The sequence below is a fragment of the Salmonella enterica subsp. arizonae genome (assembly GCF_008692845.1).
GTDB classification, from domain to species: Bacteria; Pseudomonadota; Gammaproteobacteria; order Enterobacterales; family Enterobacteriaceae; genus Salmonella; species Salmonella arizonae.
Window position 1 is genome coordinate 1 of record NZ_VXJW01000011.1, and the last position, 24453, is coordinate 24453.

At 53.8% G+C, this 24453-nt stretch carries 18 protein-coding genes, 1 rRNA gene and 1 riboswitch; of the genes, 8 read left to right on the forward strand and 11 right to left on the reverse strand.

Translation table 11 applies throughout. The annotated features are described in order from the left end of the window. From F4V61_RS17660 to btuB, 3 genes are all read right to left on the reverse strand, one after another. Positions 1-117 (reverse strand): 16S ribosomal RNA (locus tag F4V61_RS17660); the annotation flags it as partial. A gap of 376 nt (positions 118-493) precedes the next feature. After that, positions 494-1345 carry a glutamate racemase gene (murI, locus tag F4V61_RS17665; RefSeq protein ID WP_000201804.1) on the reverse strand — a complete coding sequence of 284 codons (852 nt, stop codon included), beginning with the start codon at positions 1343-1345 and terminating at the stop codon, positions 494-496. Next, a complete protein-coding gene (btuB, locus tag F4V61_RS17670; protein WP_000591410.1) occupies positions 1290-3134 on the reverse strand; it encodes a TonB-dependent vitamin B12 receptor BtuB in 1845 nt (614 codons plus the stop codon). Before btuB ends, murI begins: the two co-directional genes overlap by 56 nt. A gap of 65 nt (positions 3135-3199) precedes the next feature. Further along, a riboswitch (cobalamin riboswitch) is annotated at positions 3200-3392 on the reverse strand. Positions 3393-3506: 114 nt separating this feature from the next. Here btuB and trmA point away from each other — a divergent pair. Continuing rightward, the gene (gene trmA / locus F4V61_RS17675) at positions 3507-4607 is read left to right on the forward strand and encodes a tRNA (uridine(54)-C5)-methyltransferase TrmA (RefSeq protein ID WP_038397236.1); all 1101 of its coding nucleotides are present in this window, start codon (positions 3507-3509) and stop codon (positions 4605-4607) included. A 77-nt stretch (positions 4608-4684) separates the two neighbouring features. Here the strand turns inward: trmA and F4V61_RS17680 are convergent, their stop codons facing one another. Continuing rightward, positions 4685-5044: a YijD family membrane protein gene (locus tag F4V61_RS17680; RefSeq protein WP_038397237.1), complete on the reverse strand. Its 360-nt coding sequence runs from the start codon at positions 5042-5044 to the stop codon at positions 4685-4687. 15 nt (positions 5045-5059) lie between these two features. Continuing rightward, positions 5060-5695 carry an HTH-type transcriptional repressor FabR gene (gene fabR / locus F4V61_RS17685; protein ID WP_000971961.1) on the reverse strand — a complete coding sequence of 212 codons (636 nt, stop codon included), beginning with the start codon at positions 5693-5695 and terminating at the stop codon, positions 5060-5062. A 198-nt stretch (positions 5696-5893) separates the two neighbouring features. Between fabR and sthA the strand changes: the two genes are divergently transcribed. Further along, entirely contained in the window at positions 5894-7294 is a 1401-nt protein-coding gene (gene sthA, locus F4V61_RS17690; protein WP_024132063.1) for a Si-specific NAD(P)(+) transhydrogenase, read from the forward strand. Here the strand turns inward: sthA and oxyR are convergent. From oxyR to argC, 4 genes are all read right to left on the reverse strand, one after another. Then, positions 7277-8194 (reverse strand): DNA-binding transcriptional regulator OxyR, encoded by a 918-nt coding sequence (gene oxyR / locus F4V61_RS17695; protein WP_001025923.1) that lies wholly within the window; start codon positions 8192-8194, stop codon positions 7277-7279. The genes sthA and oxyR overlap by 18 nt on opposite strands. Before the next feature lie 347 nt (positions 8195-8541). After that, entirely contained in the window at positions 8542-9915 is a 1374-nt protein-coding gene (argH, locus tag F4V61_RS17700; RefSeq protein ID WP_058819918.1) for an argininosuccinate lyase, read from the reverse strand. A 117-nt stretch (positions 9916-10032) separates the two neighbouring features. Then, the gene (gene argB / locus F4V61_RS17705) at positions 10033-10809 is read right to left on the reverse strand and encodes an acetylglutamate kinase (RefSeq protein ID WP_012210721.1); all 777 of its coding nucleotides are present in this window, start codon (positions 10807-10809) and stop codon (positions 10033-10035) included. A 7-nt stretch (positions 10810-10816) separates the two neighbouring features. Further along, on the reverse strand, positions 10817-11821 hold the full coding sequence (gene argC, locus F4V61_RS17710) for an N-acetyl-gamma-glutamyl-phosphate reductase (RefSeq protein WP_000935327.1): 1005 nt from the start codon (positions 11819-11821) through the stop codon (positions 10817-10819). Positions 11822-11909: 88 nt separating this feature from the next. On the opposite strand from argC, the gene argE reads away from it, so the two are divergent. The 6 genes from argE to gldA all read left to right on the forward strand — a co-directional run bounded on the left by argE (position 11910) and on the right by gldA (position 21054). Then, positions 11910-13061: an acetylornithine deacetylase gene (gene argE, locus F4V61_RS17715; protein ID WP_000800200.1), complete on the forward strand. Its 1152-nt coding sequence runs from the start codon at positions 11910-11912 to the stop codon at positions 13059-13061. A gap of 368 nt (positions 13062-13429) precedes the next feature. After that, positions 13430-16081, forward strand: a complete 2652-nt coding sequence (ppc, locus tag F4V61_RS17720) for a phosphoenolpyruvate carboxylase (protein ID WP_079828310.1) — start codon at positions 13430-13432, stop codon at positions 16079-16081. Between the two features lie 210 nt (positions 16082-16291). Beyond that, positions 16292-18025, forward strand: a complete 1734-nt coding sequence (locus F4V61_RS17725) for a phosphoethanolamine transferase CptA (RefSeq protein ID WP_079799648.1) — start codon at positions 16292-16294, stop codon at positions 18023-18025. A 160-nt stretch (positions 18026-18185) separates the two neighbouring features. Further along, positions 18186-19022 carry a helix-turn-helix transcriptional regulator gene (locus F4V61_RS17730; protein ID WP_038397241.1) on the forward strand — a complete coding sequence of 279 codons (837 nt, stop codon included), beginning with the start codon at positions 18186-18188 and terminating at the stop codon, positions 19020-19022. A gap of 254 nt (positions 19023-19276) precedes the next feature. Further along, the gene (gene fsa / locus F4V61_RS17735) at positions 19277-19939 is read left to right on the forward strand and encodes a fructose-6-phosphate aldolase (RefSeq protein WP_058346036.1); all 663 of its coding nucleotides are present in this window, start codon (positions 19277-19279) and stop codon (positions 19937-19939) included. 11 nt (positions 19940-19950) lie between these two features. After that, positions 19951-21054 carry a bifunctional L-1,2-propanediol dehydrogenase/glycerol dehydrogenase gene (gene gldA / locus F4V61_RS17740; protein ID WP_079835608.1) on the forward strand — a complete coding sequence of 368 codons (1104 nt, stop codon included), beginning with the start codon at positions 19951-19953 and terminating at the stop codon, positions 21052-21054. 106 nt (positions 21055-21160) lie between these two features. Here the strand turns inward: gldA and katG are convergent, their stop codons facing one another. Beyond that, positions 21161-23341 carry a catalase/peroxidase HPI gene (gene katG, locus F4V61_RS17745; protein ID WP_079782033.1) on the reverse strand — a complete coding sequence of 727 codons (2181 nt, stop codon included), beginning with the start codon at positions 23339-23341 and terminating at the stop codon, positions 21161-21163. A 164-nt stretch (positions 23342-23505) separates the two neighbouring features. Further along, a complete protein-coding gene (metF, locus tag F4V61_RS17750; RefSeq protein ID WP_000007508.1) occupies positions 23506-24396 on the reverse strand; it encodes a methylenetetrahydrofolate reductase in 891 nt (296 codons plus the stop codon). Between the last annotated feature and the right edge of the window lie 57 nt (positions 24397-24453).

Below are 24453 nucleotides of genomic sequence, written 5' to 3' on the forward strand. Positions count from 1 at the left end.
CTCACCCGTCCGCCACTCGTCAGCGAAGCAGCAAGCTGCTTCCTGTTACCGTTCGACTTGCATGTGTTAGGCCTGCCGCCAGCGTTCAATCTGAGCCATGATCAAACTCTTCAATTTAAAAGTTTGACGCTCGTGAATTAAACTTCGTAATGAATTACGTGTTCACTCAGAGACTTGGTATTCATTTTTCGTCTTTCGACGTCAAGAATCCGTATCTTCGAGTGCCCACACAGATTGTCTGATAAATTGTTAAAGAGCAGTGCCGCTTCGCTTTTCTCAGCGGCGCGGGGTGTGCATATTACGCTTTCCCGCTTCAGAGTCAAGCGTTTATTTTCGCTTTTCTCCGTGAGGTTCTGGTCTGAACCCCGCTGACCCGGCGGCCTGTGTGCCGTTGTTCCGTGTCAGTGGTGGCGCATTATAGGGAGTTATTTCTGCCTGACAAGAGGAAATTTAAAATAATTTCTCAAGTGCCTGGTATTTACCCAAAACGCCATTAAACCGCCAGTTTTTCGAGCGTTTCAAAGCCATAACGCTGTAAAACGGGTAATAATTGTTCAGCTCCTGGCGTCATTGCCATGCAATAAGCAATATTGGCATCGGTTGATTTCGCATCCGGCGCTTCATGTTCCAACAGCCAGGCTGTACGACGCGCTATCGCCGCGCCGGAATCCACTAACCGCGTCCCTTCAGGCAGGACTTGCAAAAGCTCGTCCCGTAATAGAGGGAAATGCGTACACCCCAGAACGACCGTGTCAGGCGGCTCCGGCATTCGTAGCCATGGGCGTAATATGCGGCGCAGCTCTTCCAGCGATACCGAGTCGCCATGTAATTTAGCTTCCGCCAGTTCCACCAGTTCTGCCGACCCCAACATCGCTATCTGACATTCATTGGCGAAGCGCGCAATCAGTTCGTGAGTATAAGGACGTTTGACCGTCGCTCGCGTCGCCAGTAGCCCGACGACGCCATTTGCGGTAAGCCGCGCCGCTGGTTTAATCGCAGGTACAACGCCCACCACCGGGAAGGCAAACTTTTCACGTAATGCGGGAAGTGAAACCGTACTGGCGGTATTGCAGGCTATCACCGCCAGTGAAAGGGGATAGCGCTGCTGTACCGCAGTCACAATCTCGACAACGCGCTCGACGATAAACGTTTCGCTCTTTTCCCCATAGGGGAATGCCACGTTATCGAAAGCATATATATAGTGGAGATCCGGCAGGAGCCGCCGAATCTCATCATAGACCGACAATCCACCGACGCCGGAATCAAATACCAGCACGGTGGGACGTGGTTCAGAAGGTGTAGCTGCCAGACAAGGTGTATTCTCGTCCTGCAGTTTGGTAGCCATAAACTGTCTCGTAATCTTTGTCGAACAGGTTGGCTATTTTACCACGAACTGTCAGATGTGAGGTGACCGGATATGCAACCGTAAGATCCCATAAACTGACGCCGCCCATTTTTACTGTCCGGTATGGGTAAGCGGAGTAATCCGAATCATAGCGGGAACCAAGGTATTGATATGTCACCCCCCAGTCAAAATCGTAAACGTCCCAGTCAAGTTGATATTTTGCCATCTGTTTGGAACGCCGAGGTAATGGCGTATCGGTAATCGCATTACGCGCATCAACGTAATCATAACTGACCGTATGCGTTAACGGTCCGGTATCGAAATTCGCCGTCGCCTCAATACCTTTAATGCGCGCCTTACCTTCGTTGTAATATTTTTGCAGATGATCGTCATAATCGATCATGTCATTAATATCGTTACGATAACCTGAAATACGCCAGCTGACGCCAGCGGTTAGCCCTTCAAATGCGCCTTCCCACTGTTTACTCTTTTCAGGATTCAGGTTCGGATTACCGTAATAACCATACAGTTGGCCCAAATTAGGCGCTTTGTAGGAGGTTCCGTAGGAGGCAATAAAGCGATAACCTTCTATAAACTCCCATCCCGCGCTGGTTTGCCATGTACCGTGACGACCAAACTGGGAGTTGTCATCACTGCGCGCCGCCGCTTCCAGAGTGAAGTCACCCAATTGTTGTAATCCTGTCAGGTAAACCCCGGTATTACGCTGGTCATATCCCTCGGGCACATAGCCGGTACCTGGCGTGGTAGTCTGTTTCTGCCAGTCTACGCCCGCCCCAACATTACCGTGCCCCACGACCACACTGTTGGTCCATTGAACATTGTACTGTTTCATCTCATCCAGCGTGGCGGAGGTATCATACCGGCCATAGTGCGGATCATAGTTGTAATCTTTACTGTGGCTATAGCTTGAAACCAGCTGAGACTGAATACGTTCGCCATTAAAGCGCAGCCCGGCGTCCCAGCTTTGGCTATAAAGTTTGCGTGTATCAATCAGCGGCGAGCCCGGCGAGTAATAGGCGTCGTAATCGGTACGGTTATCGTAGCCATAACCACGCACGAATCCGCTCCAGCGATCAGAAAAGGTATGCTCTAACGCGCCATAAAGCGTTTTACTCAAAAAGCCGTCCCGGTCAGGCTGCGCCTGCATCCCGGTACCGCCTTTCGCTACCACGTCAAACCCTTTGGTGTATTTATAATCGCCGATCACCGTCGCCCGTGTGTTTTCGCCAAGTTGCTGTTGCGTCGAGATGTCGTAATTCTGGTAGCTATTGCTTCCCCATCCAGCGGTTAATTCTGTGCCTGGGTTATCGCGCGTCGTAATGATATTCACTACGCCGCCGATAGCATCGGAACCATAAATAGCGGAACGCGGACCGCGAATATATTCAATGCGCTGTACCAGCGACACCGGGAACTGGCTGAGATCGGCGGACCCGCTCACGCCTGCTAAATTCAGACGCACGCCGTCAATCAATACCAGTACATGGCTGGAGTTGGTGCCGCGAATGAAAATGGAGGAGTTTTGTCCGGCGCCGCCGCTCTGCGCAATATCGACGCCAGGCAAACGGCGCAGAACATCATTTACGGAGGTCGATTGCCAACGTTCAATATCCTGACGCGTCACGATGGTAACGGGCGCCAGAACCGCGCTGCGCGGCTGCTGAAAACGGTTGGCGGTGACAACCAGGGTATCCGGGCTAGTATCCTGCGCCCAAGCGGAAAAGGCCGTGACGGAGAACGCCGTCAGCAGCGTAGCTTTTTTAATCATTGTAAAGCATCCACAATATAAGAAGGATGCCGCAGGCTTCATCGATAGTACGCGATGATGAAAACCAGATGCGACGTTAGCCGGCAGGTCTTCGGGCTTGGAGGGTTATCCGTTGGCTGGATAGCAGAAATGATGACTTCCCGCCGGAGGCAGTGTCTGCTTACGCTCTCATCTCACCTTTCCTTACCGCTGCGCGTCAGCTCCAGATTTTCACTGGATTCCCTATTAACTCACGGGACCGGCCCACGGATGCTACCGTCTGTCACAACACCCTGTCCAGACCGCGCATCACAAATCAGAAATCATCAATAGCTGGACATCCACTGAGCAATCCCTACAATCCCCGCGTACTTTTATTATTCAGGATGCGATATGACCCCCGAACATCTTCCGACAGAACAGTATGACGCGCAGCTAGCCGAAAAAGTGGCGCGCTTGCAGAGTATGATGGCGCCGTTTTCTGGCCTGGTTCCGGAAGTATTTCGCTCGCCGGCCAGTCACTATCGTATGCGTGCGGAATTCCGCCTGTGGCATGACGGCGATGACCTGTACCACATTATGTTTGATCAGCAGACCAAAAGCCGGATTCGCGTTGACAGCTTCCCGGCGGCCAGCCAACTGATTAATACCTTAATGAAGGCGATGATTGCCGGCGTGCGCGATAATCATGCACTGCGGCATAAGCTGTTCCAGATCGATTATCTCACGACCTTGAGCAACCAGGCGGTAGTGTCGTTGCTGTACCATAAAAAGTTGGACGAAAAGTGGCGTGAAGCCGCCACTGCGTTACGCGATGCTTTACGCGCGCAAGGTCTGAACGTACACCTGATTGGCCGGGCCACTAAAACCAAAATCGAATTGGATCAGGATTATATTGATGAGCGTCTGCCTGTGGCAGGTAAAGAGATGATCTACCGCCAGGTCGAAAACAGCTTTACGCAGCCAAACGCCGCCATGAATATTCAGATGTTAGAGTGGGCGCTGGAGGTGACGAAAGACTCAAAAGGCGATCTGCTTGAATTGTATTGCGGCAACGGCAATTTTTCTTTAGCGCTGGCGCGCAATTTTAACCGCGTGCTGGCGACCGAAATCGCCAAACCGTCCGTTGCTGCCGCACAGTACAATATTGCCGCTAATCATATTGATAATGTGCAGATTGTTCGTATGGCGGCGGAAGAGTTTACCCAGGCGATGAACGGTGTTCGTGAGTTTAACCGCCTGCAGGGGATCGATCTGAAGCGCTATCAGTGCGAAACCATTTTTGTCGATCCGCCGCGCAGCGGTCTGGACAGCGAAACTGAAAAAATGGTGCAGGCTTATCCACGTATTCTGTACATTTCCTGCAATCCGGAAACGTTGTGCAAAAACCTGGAAACATTAAGCCAGACGCACACGGTGTCTCGCCTGGCGCTGTTCGATCAGTTCCCGTATACGCACCATATGGAATGCGGAGTATTATTGACCGCAAAGTAAATGTTTGTCGCCGTATGCCCGATAAGCGCAACGCGCCATCAGGCATACGGCGAGGCGGCGTAAACGCCTTATCCGGCCTACTCCGCCATCTCCTGCTTCCGATTACGCATCTTCAAGCCAATCCAGAATACCAGAATCACCGACAACACTGCCGGGAAGAAGTTGGAGCCGATATCCGGATATTCTGCACGCACGACGGTGCTATACAGTAAAACACCAAGAATAAAACAGGCTGCAGCCAGCCCCGGCAAACCTACCGGCATAGTACGATTTTGGTAGCGCTGATGCAGACAATATACCGTCAGCACCAGCGAGATAATCGGAAATACGGAGAACGGCACAATAGCGCTAAACAGCGCCGCAAATGTGCCGTTAATCGATAAGCCAGCGATGAGCGCCAGCAACAGCGTACCTTTATCTTGACCTGACTGTTTCATTACTCGTCCTTCACGTTATTCGGAATGATGTGCTATTTTCTCTTGCTCACGGCGATACCAGTAATACGCCCCTTTCGCAATCATGCGTAGTTGCAATACCAGTCGCTCTTCTAATTGCCGACGCTGTTCAGCGCCGACGTCCAACGCCTCTGCGCCCGCGCTAAAGACAATAGTGACCATCGCTTCAGCCTGGGCTTCAGTAAACGCGCGCGGCATATGGTTTTCGAGTTCCAGATAATCGGCAAGTTCCGCAATAAAATGTTGGATCTCCCGCGCGACGGCGGCACGAAACGCAGCTGAAGTGCCGGAACGCTCGCGCAACAACAGACGGAAAGCGTTGGGATTGTTGCCGATAAACTCCATAAATGTAGAGACCGACGTGCGAATCACGCTGCCGCCTTTCGCAATGCGTTGCCGCGCCTGACGCATCAACTGACGCAGCATCAGGCCACTTTCATCCACCATCGTCAGCCCGAGTTCATCGACATCGCGAAAATGACGGTAAAACGACGTTGGCGCAATGCCCGCTTCACGCGCCACTTCACGCAAACTCAGGCTGGCGAAACTTCGCTCAGCGCTCAGTTGACTGAATGCGGCTTCCACCAGCGAACGCCGGGTTTTTTCTTTTTGTTGCGCTCTAACACCCATCACAATGTCTGAATCCTTCCATATGCCTTATTCGGCACTATACCAGAGAATAAAAATAACGGGTTCACACTGGATTGTGAATGATTGTTTACAGACAGTTTGTGCTCCAGCTTCGCAAAAAAGCACAACGATAATTGGGTTAAAGCCGGGCAAATGTTATCATCGTGTTTATTTTATGTATAAAAACAGGTGAGTAATACCATGCCACATTCCTGGGATTATGATGCAGTCGTCATAGGGTCAGGCCCTGGCGGTGAAGGTGCTGCAATGGGTCTGGTCAAGCTTGGAGCACACGTCGCGGTGATTGAGCGTTATCATAACGTTGGCGGCGGATGTACCCACTGGGGCACCATCCCATCCAAAGCCCTGCGCCACGCCGTCAGCCGTATTATCGAATTTAATCAAAACCCGCTTTATAGCGACCATTCCCGTCTCCTTCGTTCTTCTTTCGCCGACATCCTCAACCATGCCGATAATGTGATTAATCAGCAAACCCGTATGCGTCAGGGGTTTTATGAGCGTAACCACTGTGAAATCTTGCAGGGCAACGCCCATTTTATTGACGAACATACCCTGGCGCTGGAATGCCATGACGGCACAGTTGAAAACCTGACAGCAGAAAAATTTGTCATTGCTTGTGGTTCGCGTCCTTACCATCCGAATGATGTGGATTTCTCGCATCCGCGTGTTTATGACAGCGACTCAATCCTTAGTCTCCATCATGAACCACGCCACGTCATTATTTATGGCGCCGGCGTTATCGGCTGCGAATATGCGTCCATCTTCCGTGGTATGGATGTAAAAGTTGATCTAATCAACACTCGCGATCGACTGCTGGCTTTTCTCGATCAGGAGATGTCCGACTCTCTCTCTTATCATTTCTGGAATAGCGGCGTGGTTATTCGCCACAATGAAGAGTATGAGAAAATCGAAGGCTGCGATGACGGCGTCATTATGCACCTGAAATCGGGTAAAAAACTGAAGGCTGACTGCCTGCTCTATGCCAACGGCCGCACCGGTAACACCGATTCGCTGGCGCTGGAGAATATTGGTCTGAAAACAGACAGCCGTGGACAACTCAAGGTTAACAGCATGTACCAGACCGCCCTGCCGCACGTCTATGCGGTGGGCGATGTGATAGGCTATCCCAGTCTGGCTTCCGCGGCTTACGATCAAGGACGTATTGCGGCGCAGGCGCTGGTGAAAGGCGAAGCGACCGCGCATCTTATTGAAGATATCCCCACCGGGATTTATACCATTCCGGAAATCAGTTCTGTCGGCAAAACCGAGCAGCAGTTAACAGCCATGAAAGTGCCTTACGAAGTGGGCCGCGCGCAGTTTAAGCATCTGGCGCGAGCGCAAATCGTCGGCATGAACGTCGGCACGCTAAAAATTCTCTTCCACCGCGAAACCAAAGAAATTCTGGGGATTCATTGCTTTGGCGAACGCGCCGCCGAAATTATTCATATCGGCCAGGCGATCATGGAGCAGAAAGGTGGCGGTAACACTATCGAGTACTTCGTTAACACCACCTTTAACTACCCAACCATGGCGGAAGCTTATCGGGTAGCGGCGCTAAACGGATTAAACCGCCTGTTTTAACGCTTTGTCGAAATGGCCATCCATTGCACCGCGGATGGCCTCTGCCAGTTGCTCATAACGGCCACGTAGCGGCGAACCCGGACGATATACCAGCCCCACGGTACGACGCGGTTCCGGTTTAATGCACGGCAGATAGACCACGCCGTCGCGCTTACGCTCCTGCGGCACTGCCAGCGCGGGGAGTAGTGTAATACCACTGCCCGCCGCCACCATGTTGCGTAGCGTTTCCAGACTGGTCGCCCGGAAATGGGTATCTTCATCCGCCCCGGCTTCGAAACAGAATCCCATCGCCTGATCGCGCAGACAGTGACCATCTTCCAGCATCAGCAATTTTTCGCCAGCCAGATCGGACATCGGCACGCGATCGCGCTTCGCCCACGGATGATCCTCATAGATAGCCAGCATCATGGGCTCATCAAACAGCGGCACTTCGATAAACGCCTCGCTCTCTTTCACCAGCGCCAGAATAGCGCAGTCAAGTTTGCCGCTATCGAGTTGCGCTAATAGCTGATGGGTTTGCGCCTCATGCAGATACATTTCCAGCTTCGGGAAAGTCTGGTGCAACATCGGAATAATAAGCGGCAGCAAATAGGGGCCAACCGTTGGGATTAAACCAATATGCAGCGGGCCGGACATCGTCTCGCCTTGTTGGCTTGCCATCTCTTTGAGCACCTTGACCTCACGCAGCACGGTGCGCGCCTGATCCACCAGCAGTAAGCCCGCCTGGGTAAACAGCACCTTACGGCTCGTTCGCTCCAGCAGCATAACGCCCAGCTCATCTTCCAGCTTGCGAATTTGCCCGCTAAGGGTTGGCTGGCTGACGTGACAGGAGTCCGCCGCTCGCCGGAAATGGCGATGTTCGGCTAACGCCACCAGATATTCAAGATCACGAATATTCATTATTCATCCTCCGTCGCCACGATAGTTCATGGCGATAGGTAGCATAGCAACGAACGATTATCCCTATCAACCTTTCTGATTAATAATACATCAAAGAAACGGAGCGGTTTCTCGTTTAACCCTTGAAGACACCGCCCGTTCAGAGGGCATCTCTCGAACCCGAAATAACTAAAGCCAACGTGAACTTTTGCGGACCTCTGGTCCGCTTTTTTTTGCGTAAAAAAGCCCGGCGTGATGCCAGGCTCTAATGACCGTTGCCGGATGGTGACGCCAACGCGTATTACCCGGCCTACGGCTCACTATTTTTTGACAGGCAAGACGTCAGCCGCCATCCGGCACAATGCCAGTTACGCCAGACGCGCCTTCGCGTAGTCGATCGCCTGAGCAACCTGCTGAGGCGACACGCCGCCTTTCGCTGCCCGCTTATCCAGACACGATTGCAAAGAGAGTATCGGGTAAACGTCATCGCTAATCACCAGGCTGAACTTCTGCAAGTCAGCAAGCGACAACGCTTCCAGCGGCTTACCCTGGCGAATGGCTTCTACCACCGCTTCGCCGACAATATGGTGCGCCTCGCGAAACGGCACGCCTTTCGCGACCAGGTAATCCGCCAGCTCCGTGGCGTTGGCATACCCCTGTTGCGCCGCGTCCTGACAACGTGAGCGTTTCACCTGAATACCGTCCAGCACCAACGCCGCCATATGCAGGCAGTCAAGCCAGGTATCGAGCGCGTCGAACAACCCTTCTTTGTCTTCCTGCATATCTTTGTTATAGGCCAGCGGCAGACCTTTTAAGGTCATCATCATGCCGGTTAGCGCCCCCTGTACGCGGCCGCACTTACCGCGAATCAACTCCAGCGCGTCCGGGTTTTTCTTCTGCGGCATGAGCGATGAACCGGAAGTAACGCGGTCAGAAAGCTCCACAAAGCCCGCTTCGCCAGAATTAAAGAAAATCAGATCTTCCGCGAAGCGTGACAGATGCACCATGCCGATAGCCGCATCAGAAAGCAGTTCCAGTACGTGGTCACGATCGGACACGCTGTCCAGGCTGTTGCGGGTCGCAGACGTAAAGCCCAGCCAACCTGCCAATTGTTCACGGTCAATTTCATAGGCCGTTCCCGCCAACGCGCCGCAACCTAGCGGACTCACGTCCAGACGTTTAAGCGTGTCCTGCAGGCGGCTTTCATCGCGCGCCAGCATTTCGACATACGCGAGACACCAGTGGGCGAAAGTCACCGGCTGCGCGCGTTGCAGATGGGTATATCCCGGCATTACCGCATCCTGGTTCGCCTGCGCGGTTTCCACCAGCGCGCTCTGTAGCTGGCGGTTAGCGGTGAGCAGTTCCCTCACCGTCTCTTTGCACCACAGTTTCAGGTCCGTCGCCACCTGATCGTTACGGCTGCGTCCGGTGTGCAGCTTTTTACCCAACTGACCCACTTTGTCGATGAGCTTACCTTCTACCCAGCTATGGATATCTTCCGCATCGCTTTGCAGGATTTGCTGCGGATTCGCGCGAACCTCTTCCAGCAGCACGTTCAGCGCGTCTTCCAACTGTCGTTGCTCATCGGCAGTCAGTACGCCTACCGTGACCAATGCTTTGGACCAGGCCACAGAACCGACAATATCCTGCTCCGCCAGACGGTAATCAAAGCGCAACGAATCATTGAATTGTTTAAACCGCTGGTCTGCCGCCTGTGTAAAACGCCCACCCCAAAGTGCCATAATATGCTTCCTTAAATTCTTCGAATTTCACTGCCGGATGGCGCTACGCTTATCCGGCCTACAGGTTCGACTCTCGTAGCCCCGATAAGGCATAGTCGCCATCGGGCACAGAAATAGTTAAGCCAGAATACGCGTGCCAATCGGCGTACCGTTGAACAGCGCCGGCAGTTGATCGGCATGACGCCAGGAGGCGATATCTACCGGGCGACCCAAAGCCCGCGCCGCGTCAAGAGCCGCATTCACTTTCACAATCATCCCGTCAGTGATAATGCCCTGGTCAATCAGTTGCTCTGCTTTCGCGGCGGTCATTTCCGCTATCCGCTGGCCTTTACCGTCCAGAATCCCGCTTACGTCAGAAAGCAGAATCAAATCTGCGCCCAGCGTTGCCGCCAGCGCGGTTGCCGCCTGATCGGCGTTGACGTTCATCAATTGACCGTCTTCTGTTACGCCAATGGAACTGACCACCGGCAGAAAGTCGTTTTCCAGCAGCGTATTAATCAGCTTCGGCGACCCCGGCTGCGCCAGCCCGACGTGGCCCAGCGCTTCATCAAGTTGAATCACTTTCACACTGTCGCCATCGCCCAGAAACAGACCAACAGAGGCGATATGGTGTTTCTTCGCCCAGGCCAGCAGGGTTTTGTTAGCGGTTCCCGCCAACGCGCCGGCAATGATGCCAATCTGATCGGCAGGCGTCACGCGCAGGCCGTTTTTCTTTTTCACCGGCAAATTAAGCCCTTTCATCAGCTCATCCACCACGCAACCGCCGCCATGGACGATCACCAGCGGACGCTGATGGGATTCACGATAGTTGACCAGCGCGGTAAAAAGACGTTCAAGAGCCTCTTCGTTATCCAGTAATACGCCGCCCAGCTTGATAATTAATGGATTCATCATTGCACCTTTAAATAAGAGACTGCGTTTCAGCGAAGCCGAAACGAATATTAGCGCACTGCACCGCCTGCGCCGCTGCGCCTTTCAACAAGTTGTCTTCGGTTGCCACCACAATCAGATGTTCGCCCTGGACGGCAAAACCAATATCGCAGAACGGCAGCCCGACGACGTTCTTTAACGCCGGAACGCCTTTGTCATACAGGCGCACCAGCGGTTTGTCGCCATAGGCTTTTTGCAACACGTCGGCGACCTGCGCATGGGTTACGCCCGCTTTCAGGCGGCAGGTAATGGTTTCCAGAATCCCGCGCGGGAAATTCCCCAGATGCGGGGTGAAGATGACCTCCGCGCCCAGATGGGCGGCGATTTCCGGCTGATGACGATGCGTAAACACGCCATACGGTTGCAGACTCACTTCACAGAAACTGTTCGATATTGCCGCCTTGCGCCCCGCGCCGCTCACCCCGCTGGTGGCATTAATTACCGGCCACTGCGTCAGATCCAGAAGCCCGCCGTCAATCAGCGGTTTTAGCGACAACTGCGCCGCGGTTGGATAGCAACCAGGAACCGCAATCAAATTCGCCGCGTTCAGTTTATCGGCATTCCACTCAGCCAGACCGTACACCGCCTGCTCCAGCAGCTCAGGATACTGATGAGTAAATCCGTAATACTTTTCATAGAAGGCGCGATCGTTTACCCGAAACGCGCCGGAAAGATCGAATACGACGCATCCGGCTTGTAAAAACTGCGGCGCCAGATCGTGGCTCACTTCATGCGCTGTCGCCAGGAACACCACATCAACATCTGCGCTAAAGTCACGCACATCCGACATCGGTTGCAATGGCAGGTCGACAATCCCTTTTAACTGCGGATGTAAATCAGAAATTAACTTTCCTGCATCATTGCTTTGCGCTGAGACGGTCAAAGCGGTTATGGTCATATGTGGGTGGCGATTTACGTAGCTTACAAGCTCTGCGCCCGCATAACCGCTAGCGCCTACAATCAGCGTATTCAACATCGGGTTCCTTTATGCTCAACGTTAATGTATTTTTATTCATAATTAATGCATGAATATTGATACTATCATGACCTGAGGTGTGTCAACAATGAAAAACGTTTTACCGCCATTTATCGAGATTTACCGCGCTCTGATTGCCACGCCGTCGATAAGCGCAACCGAAGCATCCCTCGATCAAAGTAATGCGTCTTTAATCACTTTGCTTGCGGGCTGGTTCAGCGATCTTGGTTTCAATGTAGAGGTGCAACCGGTTCCGGGAACACGAAACAAATTTAATATGCTCGCCAGTTCCGGGCACGGTGCTGGCGGTCTGCTGCTGGCGGGCCATACCGATACCGTACCGTTTGATGACGGACGCTGGACGCGCGACCCGTTCACACTGACCGAGCACGACAATAAGCTGTATGGCCTAGGTACTGCGGATATGAAAGGTTTCTTCGCTTTTATTCTGGACGCGCTACGTGCCGTTGACGTAACACAGTTGAAAAAGCCGCTCTACATTCTGGCGACCGCCGATGAAGAGACCAGCATGGCGGGGGCGCGTTATTTTTCCGAAACCACGGCATTACGTCCGGACTGCGCGATCATTGGCGAACCGACGTCGTTGCAACCGATACGCGCGCACAAAGGGCATATCTCTAATGTCGTTCGCGTCCTGGGGCAGTCCGGTCATTCCAGCGACCCGGCGCGTGGGGTTAACGCCATTGAACTGATGCACGATGCGATTGGTCATATCATGCAACTGCGTGACTCGCTGAAAGCGCGGTATCACTACGAGGCGTTTACCGTTCCGTATCCAACGCTGAATCTGGGCCATATTCACGGCGGCGATGCCTCAAACCGTATCTGCGCCTGCTGCGAATTGCATATGGATATTCGTCCACTGCCGGGCATGACGTTAAACGACCTTAATGGACTGCTTAACGACGCGCTGGCCCCGGTAAGCGAACGCTGGCCGGGCCGCCTGACGGTGGCAGAATTACATCCGCCGATTCCAGGTTACGAGTGTCCACCGGACCACCAACTGGTTGAAGTAGTAGAAAAACTGTTGGGTACGAAAACCGACGTGGTGAACTACTGCACTGAAGCGCCGTTTATGCAGACATTATGCCCAACGCTGGTGCTCGGCCCGGGCTCAATTAATCAGGCCCATCAGCCGGATGAATATCTCGAAACGCGTTTTATTAAGCCAACCCGGGAATTGATTACCCAGGTAGTACACCATTTTTGCTGGCATTAATGCATATTGCCCGGTGGCGCGATGTTTACCGGGCCTACCCCGTCTTGTAGGCCGGATAAGCGCAGCGCCATCCGGCATCTCTACGCCACATGTTCATAAGCATTTCTTATTTGGCACGATGCGAATTAACTTTAATAAATTACCGTCATTTCTTCGTTTGCTGAACCGATTTCGCAGTAATTGACGCCACGGGTTTTACGTGGCTTTATAAAAGACGGCTAAAAAGCAAAGTCCGAAAAATTTCACGTCACAGCAAGGCGGCAAACGAGCCCATTCCGGAGAACTGGCATACGGGCGAGCGCAGCCAACGCCGCCGCAGCGTGAAAGATGCAGGACAATTACAACAGAGATGGGGTGTCTGGGATCATATGAACGAACAATATTCCGCGTTGCGTAGTAATGTCAGTATGCTCGGCAAGGTGCTGGGAGAAACCATCAAGGATGCGCTGGGAGAACACATTCTTGATCGCGTAGAAACAATCCGTAAGCTATCCAAATCTTCACGCGCCGGCAATGAAGCTAATCGCCAGGAGCTGCTCACCACGCTACAAAATTTGTCTAATGACGAGCTGCTGCCAGTGGCGCGCGCGTTTAGTCAGTTCCTGAACCTGGCTAATACTGCCGAGCAATACCACAGCATTTCGCCAAAAGGCGAAGCCGCCAGTAACCCGGAAGTGATTGCCCGCACCCTGCGTAAACTGAAAAACCAACCGGACCTCAACGACGCAACCATCAAAAAAGCGGTAGAGTCGCTGTCTCTGGAGCTGGTGCTGACCGCCCACCCGACAGAAATTACCCGCCGTACGCTTATTCACAAGATGGGTGAAATCAACAACTGTCTGAAGCAGCTTGATAATACCGATATCGCCGACTACGAACGCCACCAGGTGATGCGTCGCCTGCGCCAGTTGATTGCCCAATCCTGGCATACGGATGAGATCCGCAAGCAGCGTCCAAGCCCGGTGGATGAAGCCAAATGGGGCTTCGCCGTGGTTGAGAACAGCCTGTGGCAGGGCGTACCTCACTATCTGCGTGAACTGAACGAACAGCTGGAAGAAAATCTCGGCTACAAATTGCCGGTGGATTTTGTGCCGGTACGTTTTACCTCCTGGATGGGCGGCGACCGTGACGGCAACCCGAACGTGACGGCGGAGATCACCCGCCACGTACTCTTGTTAAGCCGCTGGAAAGCCACCGATCTGTTCCTGAAAGACATTCATGTTCTGGTATCAGAACTGTCGATGGTCGACGCCACGCCGGAGCTGCTGGCGTTAGTGGGCGAAGAAGGCGCGTCTGAACCGTATCGCTATCTGATGAAAAAATTGCGCGCCCGTCTGATGGCGACTCAGTCCTGGCTGGAAGCGCGTCTGAAAGGCGAGAAGCTGCCCAAACCGGATGGCTTGCTGACGCAAAACGAGCAGCTCTGGGAACCTCTGTACGCCTGCTACCAGTCGTTACAGGCCTGCGGCATGGGCATTATCGCCAACGGCGAGTTACTTGACACGCTCCGCCGCGTGAAGTGTTTCGGCGTACCGCTGGTGCGTATTGATATCCGCCAGGAGAGCACCCGCCATACCGAAGCGCTGGGCGAAATTACCCGCTACCTTGGTATTGGCGACTACGAAAGCTGGTCGGAAGCCGACAAGCAGGCCTTCCTGATCCGCGAACTGAACTCCAAACGTCCGCTGCTGCCGCGTAATTGGGAGCCGAGCAACGATACCCGCGAAGTGCTTGAAACCTGCAAGGTTATTGCCGAAGCGCCAAAAGGGTCGATCGCCGCCTACGTGATTTCAATGGCGAAAACGCCGTCTGACGTGCTGGCTGTGCATCTGCTGCTGAAAGAGGCAGGTATCGGCTTTGCCATGCCGGTCGCGCCGCTGTTTGAAACCCTCGACGACCTGAACAATGCCGACGACGTGATGACCCAGTTGTTGAATATCGACTGGTATCGCGGGCTGATTCAGGGTAAGCAGATGGTCATGATCGGCTACTCCGACTCGGCAAAAGACGCCGGCGTTATGGCCGCGTCATGGGCGCAGTATCAGGCGCAGGACGCCCTGATCAAAACCTGTGAAAAAGCCGGTATCGAGCTCACCCTCTTCCACGGCCGCGGCGGCTCTATTGGCCGTGGCGGCGCGCCAGCCCACGCGGCGCTGCTTTCGCAACCGCCAGGCAGTCTGAAAGGCGGCCTGCGCGTGACCGAGCAGGGCGAGATGATCCGCTTCAAATACGGCCTGCCGGAAGTCACCGTCAGCAGCCTGTCGCTCTACACCAGCGCAATTCTGGAAGCAAACCTGCTGCCGCCGCCGGAACCGAAAGACAGCTGGCGTCATATTATGGATGAGCTTTCCGTCATCTCCTGTGAAACCTACCGCGGCTACGTGCGTGAAAATAAAGACTTTGTACCGTACTTCCGCTCCGCGACGCCGGAACAAGAGCTGGGCAAATTGCCGCTCGGCTCACGTCCGGCAAAACGTCGTCCAACTGGCGGCGTCGAATCGCTGCGCGCGATTCCGTGGATCTTCGCCTGGACGCAAAACCGCCTGATGCTGCCAGCCTGGCTGGGCGCGGGTACTGCGCTGCAAAAAGTGGTGGAAGACGGTAAACAAAGTGAACTGGAAGCCATGTGCCGCGACTGGCCGTTCTTCTCCACGCGTCTTGGGATGCTGGAAATGGTGTTCTCGAAAGCCGACCTGTGGCTGGCCGACTATTACGATCAGCGCCTGGTGGCGAAAACGCTATGGCCGCTGGGCAAAGAGCTACGAGACCTGCTGGAAGAAGACATTAAAGTGGTGCTGGCGATTGCCAACGATTCGCACCTGATGGCCGACTTACCGTGGATTGCGGAGTCCATTCAGTTAAGAAACGTTTATACCGATCCATTAAACGTGTTGCAGGCCGAATTGCTGTATCGTTCCCGTCTGACTGAAGAGCAGGGCAAATCGCCCGATCCTCGCGTCGAACAGGCGTTGATGGTCACGATTGCGGGCGTCGCCGCCGGTATGCGCAACACCGGCTAACGCCAAAAGAAAGTCGCCCTCACGCAGTTATGTGGGGGCGGCATGAAATACTGCTGTCATCCTCGTCATTTTTTCAATATATTCCTGTCTGCATTTTATGCATTTATAAATCTTTCTTAGCAAAACGTGCGGCATAAAGCAGGTTTGCTTCAGATTCTTTTAAGGTTCAGGCGTTACGTTTGGCGCTACGATTAAAGACAGGCTCTTATTATGCAATCCACATTACTCCGGACTAAACCCGCGTTTAGCTGGAAAGCCCTGGGCTGGGCACTTCTCTACTTTTGGTTCTTTTCCACTCTCCTGCAGGCCATTATTTATTTCACCGGATACAGCGGGACAAACGGCCTGCGGGATTCGCTACTGTACAGCTCATTGTGGCTGATCCCCGTCTTTCTGTTTCCAGGCCGCATCCGGGTTATTGCTGCCGTTATTGGCGTCGTACTCTGGGCCGCCTCGCTGGCGGCGCTGAGCTATTACGTAATCTACGGGCAGGAGTTCTCACAAAGCGTGCTGTTTGTGATGTTTGAAACCAACGCCAATGAAGCCAGCGAATATTTAAGCCAATATTTCAGTCTGAAAATTGTTCTTGTCGCGCTGGCTTATACGGTGGCGGCGATTTTGCTGTGGACACGTCTGCGCCCGGTTTATATTCCATCCCCCTGGCGTTATCTGGTGTCGTTTGCCCTGCTGTACGGGCTGATCCTCCATCCCATCGCGATGAATACCCTGATCAAGCATAAGTCGATGGAGAAAACACTGGATAGTCTGGCGTCACGAATGGAACCCGCCGCGCCGTGGCAATTTATTACCGGCTACTATCAGTACCGTTTACAGCTCGCCTCGCTGAATAAACTGCTGAATGAAAACGGCGCCCTGCCGCCGCTGGCGAATTTCAAAGACAATTCCGGTGATGCGCCGCGCACGCTGGTACTGGTGATTGGCGAATCGACCCAGCGTGGCCGTATGAGCCTGTACGGTTATCCGCGCGAAACCACGCCGGAACTGGACGCGCTGCATAAAACCGACCCCGGGCTGACCGTGTTTAATAATGTGGTGACTTCGCGACCGTACACCATTGAGATTCTGCAACAGGCGCTAACGTTCGCGGATGAAAAGAACCCGGACTGGTATCTGACGAAGCCATCGCTGATGAATATGATGAAACAGGCCGGGTATAAAACCTTCTGGATCACTAACCAGCAGACGATGACGGCGCGTAATACCATGCTGACCGTGTTCTCTAAGCAGACTGATAAGCAGTTCTATATGAACCAGCAGCGCACTCAAAGCGCACGCGAATATGACAGCAACGTGCTGGCGCCGTTTAAAGCGGTGTTAGCCGACCCGGCGCCGAAAAAATTCATTATTGTGCATCTGCTGGGAACGCACATTAAATACAAATTCCGCTATCCAGAAAACCAGGGCAAGTTTGATGGTAAAACCGACCATGTTCCGCCGGGATTAAGCAGTGACGAACTGGAGTCGTATAACGATTACGACAACGCGAACCTGTATAATGACTATGTTGTCGCCAGCCTGATTAAGGACTATAAAGCGACCGATCCGAACGGTTTCCTGCTCTACTTCTCCGATCACGGTGAAGAAGTGTATGACACGCCGCCGCATAAGACGCAGGGACGAAACGAAGATTCGCCAACCCGTCATATGTATACGGTGCCGTTCCTGCTGTGGACCTCAGAGAAATGGCAGGCGGCGCATCCGCGTGACTTCTCACAGGATGTCGATCGTAAGTACAGCAGTTCCGAGCTTATCCATACCTGGTCGGACTTAGCGGGCCTGACCTATGATGGCTACGACCCGACGCGTTCCATCACCAACCCGCAGTTCAAAGAGACCACGCGCTGGATTGGCAACCCGTATAAGAAAAACGCGCTGATTGATTATGATACGTTGCCGTATGGCGATCAGGTCGGTAATCAATAGCCTATATGTTGCCCGATAACGCTAACGCTTATCGGGCCTGGCGTTCTTCTCTCCCGTAGTCCGGATAAGGCGCAAAGCGCCGCTATCCGGCAATAATCGCTTGAGGACATCGGTTTTCGACGTTACTGTTTCCTCTGTTTGCGATCGGCAGGGGATTATCATGTATCACGACGTCAGCCACCTTCTCTCCCGTCTCATCAACGGCCCGCTGCCGCTGCGCCAGATTTATTTTGCCAGCGCCAGCGGCCCAGCGCCGGAACTGGCGTACCAGGTGGATTTTCCGCGGCTGGAGATTATGCTGGAGGGCGAGCTTACTGACATGAGCATTACCGCCCCGCTCATTCCTTGCGATGTTCTCTATATTCCGTCAGGCGGCTGGAATTTCCCGCAATGGCAAGCGCCGGCCACCACGCTCAGCATTCTGTTCGGCAAACAGCAGTTAGGTTTCAGCGTAGTCCACTGGGACGGTCAGCAGCATCAAAACCTCACGAAACAGCACGTTGCGCGCCGCGGCCCGCGTATCGGCTCTTTCCTGATACAAACGCTTAATGAGATGCAGATGCAACCCCAAGAGCAGCAAACGGCCAGATTGATTGTCGCCAGCCTGCTAAGCCATTGCCGCGATCTGCTCGGCAGCCAAATCCAGACCGCCCCCCGCAGCCGCGCGCTTTTTGAAGCCATTCGGGAGTATATTGATGAACGCTACGCTGCGCCGTTGACGCGCGAATCGGTAGCACAGGCGTTTTATATCTCGCCAAATTACCTCTCGCACCTGTTCCAGAAAACGGGAGCCATCGGCTTTAACGAATACCTGAACCATACGCGACTGGAACACGCCAAAACGTTGCTGAAGGGTTATGACCTGAAAGTGAAAGAAGTGGCGCACCGCTGCGGCTTTGTCGACAGTAACTATTTCTGCCGCCTGTTTCGCAAAAATACGGAACGTTCGCCGTCGGAGTATCGCCGCCAGTATCACAGCCAGCTAACAGAGAAATAATCCACACGCCAATAAAGAAAATACAGTAGATAAAACGCGCATTTACTGGATAATTGTAATATAAATGCAAAAAACTCGCTCCCCCATATGGCATACAACAGCACGCTATACGTTAAATAACGCCAACTTGTGAAGTGAATCACACTTTACTCAGCGCATCACATTTGTCCAGTTTTTGGCAGATTTGTCACATAGCGCATCCCGACAACGCTCCTTTATCCTGTCCATAACGAAAACTCACGAAGAGAAAGACTATGGAACTCTATCTGGATACCGCTAACGTGGCGGAAGTTGAACGTCTGGCGCGCATTTTCCCGATTGCCGGCGTCACCACTAATCCGAGCATTGTGGCTGCCAGCAAAGAATCTATCTGGGATGTGCTGCCCAGGCTGCAAAACGCCATCGGCGAAGAAGGCACTTTATTTGCGCAGACCATGAGCCGCGACGCGAAAGGGATGGTGGAAGAAGCCAAACGGCTGAATAACGCCATCCCCGGCATTGTGGTTAAAATTCCGGTAACCGCCGAAGGTCTCGCAGCTATTAAGCTGCTGAAAAAAGAAGGTATCGTGACGCTGGGAACCGCCGTCTACAGCGCATCGCAGGGTCTGCTGGCGGCGCTGGCGGGCGCAAAATATGTCGCTCCCTACGTCAACCGCGTTGATGCGCAGGGCGGCGATGGCATTCGTATGGTTCAGGAGCTGCAAACACTACTGGAACGTCACGCGCCCGACAGCATGGTGCTAGCGGCCAGCTTTAAAACGCCGCGGCAGGCGCTGGATTGCTTACTGGCAGGTTGCCAGGCGATTACCCTTCCTTTAGATGTAGCGCAACAAATGCTCAACACGCCTGCGGTAGAGTCAGCAATAGAGAAGTTTGAGCAAGACTGGAAAAACGCTTTTGGTAATCTGAACCTGTAGGAGAGAAATGTATGGATCGCATTATTCAGTCACCAGGTAAGTATATTCAGGGTGCAAACGTCATCGCGCGTCTTGGCGATTATTTAAAACCAATGGCGAACAACTGGCTGGTTGTGGGCGATAAATTCGTGCTGGGATTTGCCGAAGAGACGCTGCGCAAAAGCCTGACGGATGCCGGTTTGTCAGTAGAAATCGCCCCGTTTGGCGGCGAATGTTCACAAAATGAGATCGACAGGCTGCGCGCCGTCGCCGAGAAAAGTCAGTGTGGCGCCGTACTGGGTATCGGCGGCGGTAAAACGCTGGATACCGCCAAAGCGCTGGCGCATTTTATGAACGTCCCGGTCGCTATCGCGCCGACCATCGCCTCTACCGACGCACCGTGCAGCGCGCTCTCGGTTATTTATACCGATGCCGGTGAGTTTGACCGTTATCTGCTACTACCGCATAACCCGAATATGGTCATTGTCGATACGCAGATAGTGGCGGGCGCGCCGGCGCGTCTGCTGGCAGCCGGTATCGGCGATGCGCTGGCGACCTGGTTTGAAGCTCGCGCCTGCTCACGCAGCGGCGCCACCACAATGGCGGGCGGCAAGTGTACACAGGCCGCGCTGGCGCTGGCGGAGCTATGCTATAACACGCTGATCGAAGAAGGCGAAAAAGCCATGTTGGCCGCCGAACAGCACGTCGTCACGTCAGCGCTGGAACGCGTCATCGAAGCCAACACCTACCTGAGCGGGGTCGGTTTTGAAAGCGGCGGTCTGGCCGCAGCGCACGCGATTCATAACGGTTTAACGGCGATTCCGGATGCGCACCACTATTATCACGGTGAGAAGGTCGCTTTCGGTACGCTGACGCAACTGGTGCTGGAAAACGCGCCGGTCGAAGAGATCGAAACCGTTGCTGCGCTGTGCCATTCCGTTGGCCTGCCGATTACGCTGGCGCAACTGGATATTAAACAGGATATCCCGGCCAAAATGCGCACCGTCGCGGAAGCCGCCTGCGCAGAAGGTGAAACTATTCATAACATGCCTGGCGGCGTAACGCCGGATGAAGTGTACGCCGCGCTGCTGGTCGCCGACCAATACGGTCAGCGCTTTCTGCAGGAATGGGAATAAGGTCGGCTTGCAATGAAAAATCCCCGCAATCGCGCGGGGATTTTTTTGCCCGGTGGGCATATGAGACGGTAGGCCGGATAAGCGTTAGCGTCATCCGGCATAAGATTTACAACAGATCGAAACGGTCCAGGTTCATCACTTTCACCCATGCCGCGACGAAGTCCTTCACAAACTTCTCGTGCGCATCGCTACACGCGTAAACTTCCGCCAGCGCGCGCAGTACGGAGTTGGAACCAAACACCAGATCGGCGCGGGTCGCCGTGTATTTTACCTCGCCAGTCAGACGATCCCGGCCTTCGAACAGCTCATTAGCGTCGTCGGTGGGCTTCCACTCGTAACGCATATCCAGCAGATTAGCGAAGAAGTCAGTGCTGAGCACGCCCAGTCTGTCGGTAAAGACACCGTTCTGGCTGCCGTCAAAGTTGGTTCCCAGCACACGCATCCCGCCAACCAGTACCGTCATTTCCGGCGCGGTCAACGTTAACTGCTGCGCTTTATCAATCAACAGCGATTCGGTCGTCGACACATCCAGACGCGCACGATAGTTACGGAATCCATCGGCAATCGGTTCAAGCAGCGAGAACATCTCGATGTCGGTCTGATCCTGACGCGCATCCACCCGGCCCGGCGCAAAAGGTACGCTGATGCTGACACCCGCAGCAGCGGCCGCCTGCTCGATACCGACCACGCCCGCCAACACAATAATATCGGCCAGCGAGGCTTTATTCGTCGTTTTCTGGAGCGCTTCTAATACCGGCAGAACGCGAGCCGCAACGGCGTTGACATCCCAGTCGCGCTGAGGCGCTAATGCCAGACGCGCGCCGTTAGCGCCGCCACGTTTATCGCCGCCGCGGAAAGTAGACGCGGATGCCCAGGCAACCGAAACCATCTCGCTAACAGAAAGCCCGGATGCAGCGATCGCCGCTTTCAGGTTAATAATGTCTTCCTGCGTTGGCTGGTAGAGCGGTTGCGGCAACGGGTCCTGCCAGATCAGATCTTCTTTCGGCACTTCCGGTCCGATGTAACGCGCTTTTGGTCCCATATCTCTGTGCGTCAGTTTGAACCAGGCACGAGCAAAGGCTTCATTAAAGGCCTGCGGATCGTTAAGGAAACGGCGGGAAATTTTCTCGAACTCCGGATCAAAACGCAGCGTCAGGTCGGTGACCAGCATGGTTGGCTTACGTTTTTTCGACGGATCGAACGGGTCCGGGATGATGTCCGGCGCGTCTACCGCTTCAAACTGGATAGCGCCAGCCGGACTACGGGTTTGTACCCACTCATATTTGAACAGGTTTTCGAAGAAATAGTTGCTCCACTGGGTCGGCGTCTGCGTCCAGACCACTTCCAGCCCGGAGGTGATAGCATCCGCGCCAACGCCGCTACCATAGCTGCTGGCCCAACCTAAGCCCTGCGCTTCAATCGGCGCGGCTTCCGGATCGGCCCCTACATGGGATGCCGCTGCCGCGCCGTGGGTTTTACCGAGGGTATGCCCGCCAGCGATCAACGCCACGGTCTCTTCGTCGTTCATCCCCATATTGCCAAAGGTAGCGCGAATAGCGGCGGCGGCAGAAAGTGGTTCGCCGCTGTGATCCGGCCCTTCCGGGTTAACGTAGATAAGGCCCATCTCGGTCGCGCCCAGCGGCGCTTTTGCCAGCGCTTCAGGGTGTCGGTGAGTCAACCAGGCTTTTTCATCGCCCCAGTTCACATCCAGATCCGGTTCCCAGACATCTTCACGCCCGGCGCCGAAACCGAAGGTACGGAAGCCGGAGTTTTCCAGCGCCACGTTACCCGCCAGAATAAACAGGTCGGCCCAGGAAATTTTCTGGCCATATTTCTGCTTAATCGGCCACAGCAAACGACGCGCCTTATCCAGGCTGACGTTATCCGGCCAGGAGTTAAGCGGCGCAAAACGCTGTTGACCACGACCCGCGCCGCCACGACCATCAATAGAACGGTAGGTGCCAGCGCCATGCCAGGCCATACGAATAAACAAACCGACATAGCTACCCCAGTCGGCGGGCCACCACGGTTGTGAATCGGTCAGCAGCGCCTTGAGATCCCCTTTCAGGGCAGAGTAGTCTAACTTGCTAAACTCTTTGCGGTAGTCAAAGTCTTCACCCAGCGGGTTAGAACGGTTGGAATGTTGGTTCAAAAGATCCACGCGGAGTTGATTTGGCCACCAGTCGCGGCTGGCTGTCCCTGCGCCTGCGCTTCGGTCATGTCCCCCCTGATGGAAAGGACATTTTCCAGCGGATAACGTGTTATGGGTATCGTCGGTCGTGCTCATATCTCAGCTCCCTTTTAAAGTGTTACCGTTACGATATACACCAATTAAGTGAAGCGATAGTTGAATTAATCCACAGATTCGATAGCTAATACCTTTTATATTTTTAGTTACAGAGATGTAGATCAATATGAGATGTAATAAAGCTCCCGGCAGGGAGCTTGAGGTTATAAACCGGGTCTTACGCCCAGCGTGTGGCAAATGGCATAACTCATTTCCGCACGATTCAACGTGTAGAAGTGGAAATCCTTCACTCCTTCGCGGCTTAAAATTTTCACCATGTCCATCGCAATGTTAGCGCCCACCAGCTTGCGGGTTTCTGCGTCATTATCCAGCCCCTCAAACATCAGTGACATCCAGGACGGAATGCGGACATTGGTCATATCGGCAAATTTTTTCGCCTGTTTAAAGTTAGACACCGGTAAAATGCCGGGAATAATTTCTACGTCGATACCGGCGGAAACACAGCGGTCGCGAAAACGCAGATAGCTTTCCACATCGAAGAAAAATTGGGTTATCGCGCGGTTAGCGCCAGCATCCACTTTACGCTTCAGATTAAGCAGATCGGCCTGCGCGCTTTTCGCTTCCGGATGTACCTCCGGATAGGCCGCTACTGAAATATCGAAATCGGCCACCTCTTTGAGCAAACCAACCAGATCGGCAGCGTACATCTCCGGCTTACCGCTGCCCGGCGGCAAATCGCCGCGCAAAGCGACAATGTGGCGGATACCGTTATTCCAGTAGTCGCGGGCGATGGTACGCAGTTCATCGCGCGTGGCGTCAATACAGGTAAGGTGCGGCGCGGCCTCAAGCCCAGTACGCTCTTTAATGCCTTTAATAACGCTATGAGTGCGGTCGCGTTCCCCAGAGTTGGCGCCATACGTTACCGAAACAAACTTCGGTTTCAGACTGCTCAGGCGATCGATGGAGTTCCACAGGGTTTGCTCCATTTCACTGGTGCGCGGCGGGAAAAATTCAAACGAAACGTTAATCTGACCCTGCACTTCCGCCAGGCTCTGATTCAGGGCTTCCCGCTGGTTGGCGTGAAAAAAGCTCATACCTTACCTCATCAATCGCATGTTATTATTTGTTGTGTTGTAAACATCTATCCGTTT